The organism is Arthrobacter sp. AOP29-A2-19 (genome assembly GCF_058138025.1).
On record NZ_CM176894.1, the window covers coordinates 1,632,340 to 1,645,912 of the forward strand.

The following is a 13,573-nucleotide window of genomic DNA, read 5'->3' on the forward strand; positions in this document are numbered from 1 at the left end:
CACGGCGCCTAGCCGGAGCTCCGCTCCAGCCGCTGGCTGATCACGGTGGACACGCCGTCGCCGCGCATGGTCACGCCATAGAGCGCGTCGGCGACCTCCATGGTGCGCTTCTGGTGCGTGATGACGATCAGCTGGCTCGACTCCCGCAGCTCCTCGAAGATGGTGATCAGGCGTCCGAGGTTGGTGTCGTCGAGGGCGGCCTCCACCTCGTCCATCACGTAGAACGGCGACGGCCTGGCCTTGAAGATTGCCACAAGGAGCGCGACCGCGGTGAGGGACCTTTCGCCTCCGGACAGCAGGGAGAGGCGCTTGATCTTCTTGCCCGCGGGCCTGGCCTCCACCTCGATTCCGGTGTTCAGCAGGTCGTCGGGTTCCGTGAGGACCAGGCGTCCCTCGCCGCCGGGGAAAAGCCGTCCGAAGACGCGCTCGAACTGCGACGCGGTGTCGGCGAAGGCTTCGCCGAACACCGCCTGAACGCGCTCGTCGACGTCCTTGACGATCTGCAGCAGGTCCTTCCGGCTGGCCTTGAGGTCCTCCAGCTGGGTGGCAAGGAAGTTGTGTCGATCCTCGAGCGCCGCAAACTCCTCCAGCGCCAGGGGGTTGACCTTTCCCAGGGAGGCGAGGTCGCGCTCCGCCCGCTTGAGGCGCTTGAGCTGCTCCTCCCGGTCGAACGGCACACCCGATTCCGGTTCCTGCAGCGGCTGTCCGTCGTCGTCGACGCTCCGCCGCAGTTCCGCCCATTTGTCCGTCGAGTCCTGCGGCACCGGGACCAGGCGATGCGGGCCGTAGTTGTCCAGAAGGTGGTCCGGCGACAGCCCCAACTCCTCGATCGAGCGATTCTCGAGGGCCTCGATCCGGGAGCGTTGCTGGGCGCGCGCGAGCTCGTCGCGGTGCACGGAATCCTTGGTCCGGGCCACGTCGACCGCCAGGGCCTCGGCCTCCGTCCTCGCCGAGGAAAGCCGGGCGTCGATTTCCGCGCGCGCGGCCTCCGCGGTGTCGCGCTCACCGGCGGCCGTCTCAAGGGACAAGCGGACGTGGCGAAGGGCCTGGGACACCGCCAACGAGACGGCGCGCGCCCTTGCCGCCTGCAGGCGGCGCACCGCGGCCCTCTTCTCCCCCTGCTCGCGCGCCAGCCGCTCCGTCTCGGCGGCGCGGCGAAGGGACTCGACGCGGGATCGCAACGACGACACCTGGTCCTCGCCGCCGCGGACTGCCAGGCGGGCCTCCAGCTCCGCCTGGCGGGCGGCGGCCGCGGTGGCGGTCAAGGCGTCCCGCTCCGCCGTGGAGGGATCGTCGTCGTTCGGAGTCTGCCGCGCCGCCTCTGCCCGGGCGATCGCCGCGGCGAGCTCGGCCTGACCCCGTTCGATTTCGGCCTCGGCCGCGCGCGCCTGGGCGGACAGGCGCTCGCGCTCACCATCGGCCTGGCGCAGCGTCGACCCCAGGTCCCCCAACCGTTCGGCGACCGCGGAGATCCTGGCGTCCGACTCGTGGAGCCGTTCCAGCGCCGTGTCCCGCCTGGCCCGGGCCGCCTCCACATGGCCGGCGAGGGACGCGGCCTCGAAGCGAAGCCGTTCCGCGTCCGCCGCCGCGGCGGCCAAGTGCGCTTCCGTTTCGTCGACCGCCGCACGCTGTTCGATCAGGGACTTCCCCGTTCCGGCTCCGCCGGCCGCCGCGGCGGCCGAGTACACGTCGCCGTCACGGGTCACGACCGACCACTCCGGATCCGCCAGGACGACGTCGGCGGCCGCCGAAGGGTCCTCGACGACGGCGGTGCGGCGCAGCAACCGGGCCACCGCGTGTTCGATCCGCCCGCTGCACGTCAGAAGTTCGATGATGGGGCGCGCCGGGTGCGGAGGGCGGGCGTCGTCGCGCTCCGGAGCGGGCGCGTCCGAAAGCAGTAGGTGCACCCGGCCGCCCTCGTCGTCGCGCAGGCCGCCCAACACGGACCCGGCGGCCCGGATCCCGTCAGCGGCGAGTGCCTCGGCATGTTGACCGAGGGCGGCCGCGACGGCTGTTTCGTAGCCTTTCACCACCTCGAGTTCGGCGGAAATGCGTCCGCCAATCCCGTCCGGCGCCGCCTGCAGCACGTCCTCCGTGGCGTCCCTGCGGTCCAGGCCGGAGCGCAGCGCCTCGAGGCGGGCCGCCAGGGCTCCGCGTTCGAGTTCCACCTCCTGCCCCCGCTGTCTCAGGTCGGCGATGCGCGACTCGAGGCGCTCCACCTCCGCTGTGGCGTCCTCGAACTCGGTGTCGAGCCCCTCTTCGCCCTGCTCGACACCGGCGGCGCGCTGTTCGAGGACCGTGAACTCCTCGAGCGCCGCCTGGTGGCGGGCCGCCGCCGCCTCGCGCGCCGAGCGCAGCCTGCCGAGTTCCCCCTCGGCGGACTCGACGCGGGACCTGACCGCGCCGACCTTCCCGGCAAGCTGGGCCCGGCCCTCGCGGCGGTCCGCGGCCGCCCTCAGCAGGGCAGTCAGCCGGCGCTCTTCCGCCGTGGCCGCCGCCTCGGCCGCGGCACGCGCCGCCACGGCCGCCTCCAACGCCGCCCGATGCTCCACGGATTCGACCTCGAGGCAACGGAGCTGCTCCTGCAGCCGCCCGGCCTGGTCCCGCAGCCGGTCAGGGTCCCTCGAGGAATCCAGCGCGGGCTGTTCCGCCGATCCCAGCAGCCGCACACGTTCGGCCGCCAACGCCCCCAACGAGCTGAGCCGTTCGCGCGCCGCATCGATCCGATACCAGGCATCGCGGGCGGCGGTGACCGCGGGGGTCGCGTGTCCCGCCGCGACCTCAAGTTCGGCCAGCGCACCGCGCGCGTGCTCCATCCGGTCCTGCAGGGCGGCCTGGCGACGTTTCAGGGCCGCCTCGTCCGCGATGTCGCGATTCAGTGTCTCCGTGAGCGTGGCGAGGTCGTCCGCCAGGAGCCGAGCGCGGGCGTCGCGCACCTCGAACTGGACCGTTTTGGCGCGGCGCGCGACCTCGGCCTGGCGCCCCAGCGGCGCCAGCTGTCGCCGCACCTCCGCGGTCAGGTCCTGAAGCCGGTTGAGGTTGCCCTGCATCGCCTCCAACTTGCGGACCGTCTTTTCCTTGCGGCGGCGGTGCTTGAGGATGCCGGCCGCCTCCTCAATAAAACCCCGGCGCTCGTCCGACGTGGCGTGCAGCACACGGTCCAACTGGCCCTGACCGACTATGACATGCATCTCACGCCCAAGCCCCGAGTCGGACAGGAGTTCCTGGATGTCCAGCAGCCGGCAGGCCGCGCCGTTGATGGCGTATTCGGACCCTCCCGTCCGGAACAGCGTGCGCGAGATCGTGACCTCCGCGTACTCGATCGGCAACGCTCCGTCGGCGTTGTCTATCGTCAGGGAAACCTGCGCCCGTCCCAGCGGGGGCCGGCCCGACGTTCCGGCGAAGATGACGTCCTCCATCTTGCCGCCGCGCAGCGTTTTGGCGCCCTGTTCGCCCATGACCCACGCCAGCGCGTCCACAACATTGGACTTGCCGGAGCCGTTGGGGCCCACCACGGCCGTGACGCCGGGTTCGAAGTCGAACGTCGTGGCCGACGCAAACGACTTGAATCCGCGGACGGTGAGCGACTTCAGGTGCACGGATGAGTTCCTGGCGGTGGGGGCGCCCCGGGCGCGGCGGACAAAATCGACACACCCAATCTACTGCCGAATGCCCCGATCCAGCGGCTACGGCTCCCCCGTGGCCGGTCCTCGGCGTCCCGTTCATGCCGACTCCCGGATGTGCGGGATCCCCAAGGTGCGTGCATAGTTAAGGTCTTGGGCAGTACGACGCCGGTCCGCCGTGCGTTCGGGCGAACCACACCAACTGGACGAAGGCTGGATATTGAGCGGCAATGCAACGTTCCGACACAACAACTCGGCAATCCTCGCCGTCACGGGCGTGGAGGCTCCGGTGGTGGTCAGCTCCGACGACTTCGACCGGCGGCTGGAACCGAGCCTGAAGCGGCTGAGGCTCTCCCGCCGCCTGTTGGAACGCGTCGCCGGAGTCAGCGAACGCCGCTGGTGGCCAGCGGGAACCGGATTCGACGACGCCGCCACGGAGGCCGGTTCAAAGGCCCTGGCCGAGGCCGGAATCGAGGCCGGACAGGTGGGCCTGCTGATCAACACGTCCGTGACACGCCGCAATCTCGAGCCTTCCGTCGCCGTTAAGATCCACCACGGCCTGGGGCTGCCGTCGTCGGCCATGAACTTCGACCTGGCCAACGCCTGCCTTGGATTCGTCAACGGCATCACGCTGGCGGCGAACATGATCGATTCGCGGCAGATCGACTACGCCCTGATCGTCGCGGGCGAGGATTCCCAGCCGACGCAGGAGACAACCTTCGGCCGGCTCAACCACAAGGACTCGACCCGCGAGGACTACCTCCGCGAGTTCGCCACCCTGACCCTCGGTTCCGGCGCGGCCGCCGCGGTGATCGGCCCCGCCGACCGGCACCCGGGTTCCCACCGCATTGTCGGCGGAGTCTCCCGCGCGGGGACGGAACACCACGGCCTCTGCGTCGGTGGTCCGGATGGAATGTTCACGGACACCAAGGGGCTGCTGGACAACGGACTCGAACTCGTCGTCGACGCGTGGGACGAAGCCCACACGGACGGCTGGGACTGGCGCACCATGGATCGCTATGTGACGCACCAGGTATCCAACTCCTACACGAACGCCATCATCAAGGCCGTCGATCTGGTCCGGGACCGCGTGCCGATCACGTTCCCCAAGTGGGGCAACGTGGGACCGGCGTCGCTTCCCATGACCCTGGCGCAAGAGTCGAGCACGCTCAACCCCGGCGACCGCGTGTTGTGCATGGGAGTGGGGTCCGGGCTCAACACCGCCATGTTGGAACTCGCGTGGTAGCACCCTGGCCCGACGTGCGGCCCCAGTGGTCCCGGCGCGTCCGGGTGCCCTCGACCGCGGCGGCATCGCCCGCGGGGTCGACCCACACGTGGCATGTGCTGGACAACGGTCCTGAACTCGCCGCGCGCGGCGTCGAACCGGAAGGGACCCTGCTCTGTGTGCACGGCAACCCCACCTGGTCCTACCTGTGGCGCGGGCTCCTGGCGGCGGCGGGCGCCGCGGGTGCCCCATGGCGCGTGGTCGCGGTCGACCAACTGGACATGGGCTATTCGGAGCGGACCGGGACATTCCGCAGACTCGAGGATCGGATCACGGACCTCTCCGACCTGACGGACGCCCTCGCCCTCGAAGGCCCCGTGGTCACCGTGGGCCACGACTGGGGCGGCATCATCTCGCTTGGCTGGGCACTACGCCACCCACAACTCCTGCGCGCCGTGGTCCTGACCAACACCGCCGTTCATCCGGCCGGCTTCTCGTTACCGCCCGCCCTGCGGCTGGCCCTGCATCCGGCCGTGCACGGTTGGGGTACCAAGAGCACAGCGGCCTTCCTCCGCGTCACCCACGCCCTCGCGCATCCGCGGCTGGCCCCGGACGTTCGGGCGGCCCTGATGGCGCCGTACACCACCCCGGACCGGCGCCAGGGCGTGGGCAACTTCGTTGAGGACATCCCGGCCCGTTCCTCGCATCCAAGCTGGGAGACGCTCGCGGAGGTGTCCTCCGGTATTCGGGGCCTCGGCGTCCCGGCCCTGCTGCTGTGGGGCCCCCGGGATCCGGTCTTCTCCGACCGCTATCTTCGCGACCTGATCGAGCGGCTCCCGGCGGCGGACGTTCACCGCTTCGAGGGCGCCGGCCATCTGCTTCCCGAGGACCGCGACGTCGCCACGCCGATCCTGCGCTGGCTCGGTGAGCGGGCCCGGACCGCGGGCAGCAGCGCTGAAACCGCCACGGCCCCGGCCACCACGGCACCCGTCGGCAGGTTCCGGCCCCTGCTTGCGGAACTCGATAACCGGAGGAACGACGGCGGCCGCGCGGTGGTCGACATGCCTTCGGGCGCCGCCGGCCAACAGGACCCCACCGAACTTTCCTGGGCCGGGCTGGCGGATCGCGTGGACGCGCTCGCCCGCGGACTGGCCTCCGTCGGCGTCTCCGCGGGAGACAGGGTCAGCCTGCTTGTGCCGCCCGGCATCCATCTGACCTGCCTCATCTACGCCTGCCTGCGCCTCGGCGCCGTGGTTGTTGTCGCCGATGCCGGGCTGGGCACAGCGGGGCTCGGGCGCGCGATCAAGGGCGCCGGCCCCCGCTACCTGGTCGGCATCGAGCGCGCCCTGGCCGGCGCCCGCGTTTACGGATGGCCAGGGATCCGCATTTCTACGACCCGTTTGGGTGCCGCGCGGCGGCGTGCACTGGGCGTCGACCACAGCGTGCCGGATCTGGTTGCCGCCGGAACCGCCCCCGGGCCTAGTGGAGCCTTCGCTCCCGTGGACCCGGACGCGGACGCGGCCGTCCTCTTCACGTCGGGATCGACGGGCCCGGCCAAGGGCGTGGTCTACACACACCGGCGGCTGGCCGCCATGCGCGACACCGTACGAGAGACCTACGGAATCGCCTCCGGGTCCGCCCTGGTCGCCGGGTTCGCGCCCTTCGCCCTTCTGGGACCGGCCCTTGGCGCGACCTCCGTCACCCCGGACATGGACGTGACGGCACCGGCCACGCTGACCGCCCAAGCGCTGGCGGACGCCGCGCGCGCCGTCGGGGCCTCGATCGTCTTCGCCTCGCCCGCCGCACTGGCGAACGTGGACGCCACCTCCGCCGAGCTGGATGATGCCGGGCGCGGCGCCTTGGGGGCGGTGTCGCTGCTGCTCTCCGCGGGAGCGCCCATTCCTGGCCCGCTCCTCGAGCGCACCCAAAAGTTGGTCCCATCGGCCGCGCTCCACACGCCCTACGGCATGACCGAGGCCCTGCCGGTGACGGACATCGACCACGCCGGCATCCGCGCAGCGGGTGCCGGCGACGGCGTCTGCGTCGGGTTTCCGGTGGCCGGTGCGCGCGTCGCCGTCGCGCCGCTCGGACCCGACGGGGCGCCTTCGGACTCGGCGACGGGGGAGCCCGGGCTCACCGGAGAGATCCTTGTTTCCGCACCCCACGTCAAGGCGCGCTACGACAGGCTGTGGATCACCGAACGTGACAGCGGATCGGTGCCGGGCTGGCACCGCACCGGCGACGTGGGCCACCTGGACCACAAGGGCCGCCTGTGGGTGGAGGGTCGGCTCGGCCACATCCTGACGACGGCGGATGGTGTCCGGACGCCGGTGGCCGCCGAGCTTGCCGCCTCGTCCACCGACGGGGCGGGCCGTTCCGCCGTCGTCGGCGTGGGCCCCGCCGGGGCCCAAGTTGCCGTGGCGGTGCTTGAGACCGTGCCGCCGGCGAGGACAGGCGGCCGCGCACCCGAGCGCCTCGCGCTCTCCGTGCGCGACTCCGTGCTGGATTCGACCGGACTCGACGTGGCCGCGGTGCTGGTCCTCCCCCGCCTGCCCACAGACGTGCGGCACAACTCCAAGATCGACCGCGCGGCCGTGGCCGAATGGGCCGCCGCGACGCTTGCCGGCGGAAGGGCGCGGGCACTGTGACCCCCGCCCCAGCGGACGGCGCCGCCCGGGACATACTGGTCACCGGCGCCAGCGGCATGCTCGGCCGCGCCGTGGTGTCGCTCCTAGTTGCCAAGGGCCACAGGGTCCGGACCTACCAACGGCGACCGACGGTCGGACCCGGCGTCTCGCACCAGGGCTCCGTTGCCGATCGGCGGACGCTGGCGTCCGCGCTGGCCGGCGCCGACGCCGTGGTGCACCTGGCCGCCAAGGTCTCTTTCACTGGCCACTGGGACGAGTTTGTTTCGACGAACATGGACGGCACGCGGAACGTCCTGGCTGCGGCACGGGACGCCGGCGTGCGCGACCTCGTCTTCGTCTCCTCGCCATCCGTGGCGCACCTCGGATCCGCCATCGCCGGGGCTGTCGCCGGGCCCCCGGATCCGGACCGGGCCCGCGGGCATTACGCGCGTTCCAAGGCAGCGGCCGAACTGCTGGCCCTCGCGGCCGACGCCCCGGGATTCCGTGTGGCCGCCGTCCGGCCCCACATCGTCTGGGGTCCGGGCGACACACAACTCGTGGAGCGGCTCCTCGCCCGCGCGAAGGCGGGACGCCTGCCCCTCCTTGACGGGGGTAACGCGCTGATCGACACGACCTACGTCGATAACGCCGCGGCCGCCATCGTGCGCGCGCTGGAACGGATGGAGCACGCGCATGGCCGCGCGCTGGTGGTCACCAACGGCCAACCACGGCCGGTGGGAGACCTCGTCGCCGGAATCTGCCGCGCCGGCGGCGTCGAGCCCCCGCGCCGGAGCCTGCCCGGAGCGCTGGCCCGTGCCGCGGGCTTCGTCGTCGAAAAGGCCTGGACGTTGGCCGGAGACCTCGGCTGGGTCCACGACGAGCCGCCCATGACGCGGTTTCTCGCCGAACAGCTCTCCACCGCCCACTGGTTCGACCAGCGCGAAACGCGCCGTGTCCTTGACTGGGCGCCCCAGGTCGGCCTCGACGAGGGGCTGCGAAGGCTGGCCGACCACTACGGCGGCACGGCGCCCGGCACGGGCGACGGCGCGCACACACCCGCGGGCCGCGGCCGGGCGGCACACACCAACGCGACGCACGACGAAGGACGATGATGGACTCCCTGAACCAGGTGGACGGCTGGCCCTCCGCACACGCGTCGGCCGTGGTCGTCGCGCAGGACGGAAAGATTCTCGACTCCCACGGCGACGGGAACCGCCCCTTCCGTCTGGCCTCCGTGACGAAGCTGCTGAGCGCGTACGCCGTCCTCGCGGCCATCGAGGAGGGCGCGCTGGAGTTGGACCAGCCGGCGGGACCGGAGGGGTCCACCGTGCGCCACCTGCTGGCCCACACGTCCGGCTACGACTTCTCCGAGCGCAAGGTCAGGGCCGCCCCGGGAACTCGGCGGATCTACTCGAACGTCGGCTTCGAGGTCCTCGGAGAGGCCTTGGAGGCCTCGGCCGACTTCCGGTTTGCCGACTATCTGGACGAGGCCGTTCTCCGTCCCCTGGGCATGGCCGCGACGTCCCTCGCGGGAACGCCCGCCGCGGGCGGCGTGTCCACCGCCAACGACTTGGCGCGCTTCGCCGCGGAACTCCAGGCCCCCGCGCTGCTCGCTCCCCAGACGGTCGCGGAGGCAACCCGCGTGTCCTTTCCCGGTCTCGCCGGAGTCCTTCCGGGGTTCGGCAGGCAGGCGGAAAACGACTGGGGCCTGGGCTTCGAACTCCGCGGTCACAAGTCGCCGCACTGGACAGGATCGGACAACTCCCCCCGGACTTTCGGACACTTCGGCCAGTCCGGCACGTTCCTCTGGGTGGACCCCGAGGCGCGGCTGGCCTGCGTCGCCCTGACGGACCTCGACTTCGGACCCTGGGCCGCCGCGGCCTGGCCCCCGCTCTCCGACTCGGTGCTGGGCCAGGCCACGCGCTAGCCCAGCCGCCGCGGCGTCAGTCCTCGAGACGCTGCAGGCTCAGGGCCTTGTGCGCGGTCCAGTACGGCAGCGCGATTCCGGGCGCCAACGGGGGCCCCAGGCGGAACCGCTTCAACACGTCGTGGCTTCTCACCCTGATGAACAGATCGACCGCGGGGTCGCCCGCTCCCTCTGGTTGGCTGCCGTCCATTGCCGCCGGCACCACCAGCCGGATGCGGCCCGGGAGCCGCTCCTCGATCCTGACCGGGAAGATTTCCGCGGGTCCCTTGGAACGGGGGACGGCGACAAGCTCCACAACCGCCTCCTCCTCGAAGGGCCGGCCCGCGGACTGGGTCCAGAAGAGGTCGCAGGCGATTTCGAAGCCGCCTCCGGCCAAAAGGTGGTACTCCTGCTCCAGGAGGTTGATGCCCTCCACACGCGACCGCTCCGCACGCTGGTCCCAGGCCCGCCCCAAGACCCCGGCCCACGCCTCGAAGACGTGGACCTCGGAGAACCGCTCCGCTCCGTGCCACGCCGCGTCGCCCATGCGCTCCACAAGCGCCTGGTCTCCACACAGCTGGACCACTCGCCGGGCGGCCGCCGCAACGTCGCCCGCGGGCACCAGGAACCCATTCTCGCCGTCCGTGATGATGTCCGACGGTCCGTAGTTGATGTCGTAGGAGACGGGCGGACAGCCGTGTCCCATGCTCTCGAGCAGCGATAGCGGCTGGCCCTCGAAGCGGCTCGTCAGCAGCGAGAACGAGGCGGAGTCCAGCTCCTCCGCGGCCCGGGGGGCGTACCCCCGGAGATGGACGACGTCCTCCGCACGGAGCTCGTGGATCAGGTCGCGGAGCTTCTCCTCGTCGTCGCCCTTGCCGTAGATGTCCAGCACCACATTGGGCGCCTCTTCCCTTGCCATGGCAACGACCCGCACGGCGTGCGTCAGATTCTTCTGCGAGGCCAGGCGCGCCAGCACAACCCCGCGGCCGGGCACGCGGGCCGCGTGGTTGGGGGGCTGGGGCTGGCGCTCGCGCGGATTGGACACGGTGAACAGGTTCGACGACGTCCCGAACCGCAGTTCGTAGTCCCTACGGTGGCCGTCTGTCAGGAAGACCAGTCCATCCCAGCTGTTCACATCGTCGTGGACGGGCCGCTGGCTTTGCCCCAGCTTGCCCCTCACCGGGTCGCCGCCGGCCGAGACGTGGCTGTTGTGCAGCACGCGAAGCTTCAGGATATGCGGTTGGCGGAGCGGGGCGACCAGCCCGCTGACGTAGTTGCTGTCCACGATGAAGGCGGTGGGCTCGCCACCGGCCAGCTCGAGCATCCAGTCCCGGTAGAACGCGTTGGTCGAGTCCCAGCGGCGCACCGGCGTTCCGTCGCGCCGCAGCAGGGTGAGATAGCGGCCCCGCCCCAGACCGGTCGAGTCCCGCGGGCTTTCGTCGCGGAGATACGTGGTGCCGTCGGCCCGCAGGTAGTCGCGGTAGGCCACGGTCTTGTTGCTGGGGCGCCAGTGCAGCCTCACAAAAACGCGCCCGTCGACGTCCAGCTCCTCGGTGGGCGAGCCCACCGCGTCCTGGTCCTCGGGCACCCGCGCCAGCTCGGCGTCCGCCTCGCGGCCGTCCAGGTCAATCGCGCGGTAGTGGTAGTACGGATTCAGCACGCGCACGGAACGGTCGAGTTTCCCGGAGGAGCGCAACGTGTCGAGGACACGTTCGTAGTCCGGTTTGAAGGCGAACGTCAGGACCGGCGCGTCGATCCCGGCGACCCTGCCGAACATGCCCGACCGCTGCAGTGCCATGGTGGTCATTCCGCCGAACACCTCGCCGATGCCCCACAGCACCATAAAACACTTGACGGGTGGCGCTGCCGCCCGGATGGGTGCGGCGGCGGTCATGCGGCCACCCGTCGCAAGCTCACGTTTCCGCCCGTTGTCACGTAGGGCCGCCACAGGGGGTCTGCCCCCTGGAACTTGATGCGCTTGCGCCGCGCGGCCCCGTCAGCCCCCCGGGACTCGATCCACACGTTGTGGAACTTTCCGGTCAGGGATGCGAGCGAATCCGAGGCGATGCGGGCGGAAACCACCATCTTGGGTGCGCGTTCCACAACGTGCACGTCCTCGGCCACCTCCGCCGATCCGCTCCGCTCGGAGACAACGACGCGCAAGCCACCTTCGTCGGCGCCGTTGACCGCATCGGTTCTCAGCTCACCCACCACCTCCAGGGATCCGTCCCCATGGATGATGGCGCGCTGGAATAAAAAGTCCTCGATGGATAACACGACGTCCCCCTGCTGTCCGAATACCTGCCCATTGTGGGTGACACCTGGGACAGATACAATGCCTAGCTTTAGCCTACATTCGCCGAGGCGGTCGTTGGCATCGCGGGCAGAAGTATGAAGAGCGGCCCATAAAGGCGTCGCGGAGAATGAGCGTTGTGCGCCCGGCGTTGGCGCAGCGGCGACACCCCAGCCCTCCCCGGCCGTAGGCATTGAGCGAGCGGTCGAAATAGCCGGATGCGCCGTTGACGTTGACGTACAGGGCATCGAAGCTGGTTCCGCCGGCGGCCAATGCCGATTCCATAACATCGCGCAGACCGCCAACCAGGCGCGCCGTGTCCGGACGCCGCAGCGACCGGGTGGGCGTCGCGTAGTGGATCTTGGACGCCCACAGGGCCTCGTCGGCGTAGATGTTGCCCACCCCGGACAACAGGCCCTGGTCCAGGATGGCTCGCTTCACTCCGGTGCGCCGCGCGGTCAGGGACAGGTGCAGCGCGTCCACATCCAGGGCGGGGTCGAGCACGTCGCGGGCAATGTGGCCGGCGGACTCGGGCATGCTGGGCAGCGGCGAGCCCAGCCCACCTGGACCGCCGTCCGGTGTCGGTTGAAGCGGCGAGACGTGCATTCCGCCGAAGATCCGCTGGTCGACGAACCTCAGTTCCGCGGGCTTCCCCTCGGCAGAGGAAAGTTCCAGGCGAGCCTTGAGGTGCTTCTCCCGCGGCGCGTCGGCCTCTTCGACGAGCAGCTGACCGCTCATACCGAGGTGCGCAACCAGTGCGCAGGGCACCGGCAGCCCGCGCAGCTCCATCCAGAGGAACTTGCCGCGCCGAACCGCGCCGGCGATCGAGGCGCCGGTCAGGGTGGCGGCGAAGTCCTCGGGGCCGCCCGTGTGCCGGCGCACGGACCGCGCGTCCACGACCTCGGCCATCAGGACCTGGCGCCCGACGACCCACGCGTCGAGTCCACGCCTGACGACTTCGACCTCGGGCAGTTCGGGCATGTGGCGCCTAGGCGTTCAGGCCGTCGCCGTCGCGGAGCAGCTTCCACGAGGCGGCGGCGGCTTCCTGCTCGGCTTCCTTTTTGGAGGGTCCGGAGCCGGAGCCGTACAGCGTCCCGCCGATCGATAGGGTTGCCTCGAAGCGCTTGGCATGGTCGGGGCCGGAGCCGAGGATCAGGTAGTCGATGGCGCCGAGTTTGCGCGCGGCCGCGATCTCTTGGATGGCGGTTTTCCAGTCGGTTCCCGCTCCGAGGACGTCGACCTCCGCCAAGAGGGGGGCGACGAGGCGCAGCACCAGCAGTCGGGACTCCTCGACGCCGTGGCTTAGGTAGGTGGCGCCGATGACGGCCTCCATCGTGTCGGCCAGGATGCTCGACTTGTCCGCACCATGCGTGAGCTTCTCGCCTTGGCCCAACAGGATGAACTCCCCCAGGCCCAACGTCCGGGCTATCCCGGCGAGTGCGCGCGTGCTCACGACGGCGGAGCGCCGCTTGGCGAGGTCGCCTTCCGGAAGATCGGGGTACGTGCGGTAGAGGTGGTCGGTCACCGAGAAGCCGAGCACGGAGTCACCGAGGAACTCCAGTCGCTCGTTGGTGGGGATGCCGCCCTGCTCGTAGGCGTAGGACCGGTGTGTCAGGGCAAGACGAAGCGTCTCGGGGTCGATGTCGACCCCGAGACGCTTCAGAAGTTCTTCTTGTGAAGGCATTAGACGTGGTTAGGCGTCTGCTACCTTGCGACCCTTGTACTCAAGGAACAGCGCGGTGCCGGCGGAGTCGGTGACAAGCTTGGCCTGGTGCGGCAGGCTGTAGCTGACGCGGCCGTTCTCCACGGTCTTCACCAGGTTGGGCGCAGTTGCCTTCCACTGGGACCGGCGTGCGCGGGTATTCGAGCGGGACATCTTCCGCTTGGGAACAGCCACGG

At 70.6% G+C, this 13,573-nt stretch carries 10 protein-coding genes; 4 read left to right on the forward strand and 6 right to left on the reverse strand.

Features of this window, described 5'->3' with window-relative positions:
- Nucleotides 1–8: 8 nt before the first annotated feature.
- Nucleotides 9–3,599 (reverse strand): chromosome segregation protein SMC, encoded by a 3,591-nt coding sequence (smc, locus tag AC3ZJJ_RS07575; RefSeq protein ID WP_489895070.1) that lies wholly within the window; start codon nt 3,597–3,599, stop codon nt 9–11.
- A gap of 244 nt (nt 3,600–3,843) precedes the next feature.
- On the opposite strand from smc, the gene AC3ZJJ_RS07580 reads away from it, so the two are divergent.
- From AC3ZJJ_RS07580 to AC3ZJJ_RS07595, 4 genes are read left to right on the forward strand one after another with little or no spacing between them, the layout of a single operon-like run.
- Nucleotides 3,844–4,869 carry a 3-oxoacyl-ACP synthase III gene (locus tag AC3ZJJ_RS07580; protein WP_489895072.1) on the forward strand — a complete coding sequence of 342 codons (1,026 nt, stop codon included), beginning with the start codon at nt 3,844–3,846 and terminating at the stop codon, nt 4,867–4,869.
- A complete protein-coding gene (locus tag AC3ZJJ_RS07585) occupies nt 4,863–7,496 on the forward strand; it encodes an alpha/beta fold hydrolase (RefSeq protein WP_489895074.1) in 2,634 nt (877 codons plus the stop codon). The genes AC3ZJJ_RS07580 and AC3ZJJ_RS07585 overlap by 7 nt, the downstream gene beginning before the upstream one ends.
- A 56-nt stretch (nt 7,497–7,552) precedes the next feature.
- Nucleotides 7,553–8,587, forward strand: a complete 1,035-nt coding sequence (locus AC3ZJJ_RS07590; RefSeq protein WP_489895739.1) for an NAD-dependent epimerase/dehydratase family protein — start codon at nt 7,553–7,555, stop codon at nt 8,585–8,587.
- Complete coding sequence (locus AC3ZJJ_RS07595; protein ID WP_489895076.1) at nt 8,587–9,402, forward strand: serine hydrolase domain-containing protein; 816 nt, start codon at nt 8,587–8,589, stop codon at nt 9,400–9,402. Before AC3ZJJ_RS07590 ends, AC3ZJJ_RS07595 begins: the two co-directional genes overlap by 1 nt.
- 16 nt (nt 9,403–9,418) lie before the next feature.
- On the opposite strand, the gene AC3ZJJ_RS07600 is transcribed toward AC3ZJJ_RS07595, so the two are convergent.
- From AC3ZJJ_RS07600 to rpmF, 5 genes are all read right to left on the reverse strand, one after another.
- The gene (locus AC3ZJJ_RS07600) at nt 9,419–11,275 is read right to left on the reverse strand and encodes a glycosyltransferase (protein ID WP_489895078.1); all 1,857 of its coding nucleotides are present in this window, start codon (nt 11,273–11,275) and stop codon (nt 9,419–9,421) included.
- Nucleotides 11,272–11,658 (reverse strand): hypothetical protein, encoded by a 387-nt coding sequence (locus tag AC3ZJJ_RS07605; RefSeq protein WP_489895080.1) that lies wholly within the window; start codon nt 11,656–11,658, stop codon nt 11,272–11,274. Before AC3ZJJ_RS07605 ends, AC3ZJJ_RS07600 begins: the two co-directional genes overlap by 4 nt.
- 73 nt (nt 11,659–11,731) lie before the next feature.
- Nucleotides 11,732–12,655: a bifunctional DNA-formamidopyrimidine glycosylase/DNA-(apurinic or apyrimidinic site) lyase gene (gene mutM, locus AC3ZJJ_RS07610; RefSeq protein WP_489895082.1), complete on the reverse strand. Its 924-nt coding sequence runs from the start codon at nt 12,653–12,655 to the stop codon at nt 11,732–11,734.
- 7 nt (nt 12,656–12,662) lie between these two features.
- Nucleotides 12,663–13,358: a ribonuclease III gene (gene rnc / locus AC3ZJJ_RS07615; protein ID WP_489895083.1), complete on the reverse strand. Its 696-nt coding sequence runs from the start codon at nt 13,356–13,358 to the stop codon at nt 12,663–12,665.
- Nucleotides 13,359–13,367: 9 nt separating this feature from the next.
- The gene (gene rpmF, locus AC3ZJJ_RS07620; RefSeq protein WP_373970294.1) at nt 13,368–13,571 is read right to left on the reverse strand and encodes a 50S ribosomal protein L32; all 204 of its coding nucleotides are present in this window, start codon (nt 13,569–13,571) and stop codon (nt 13,368–13,370) included.
- Between the last annotated feature and the right edge of the window lie 2 nt (nt 13,572–13,573).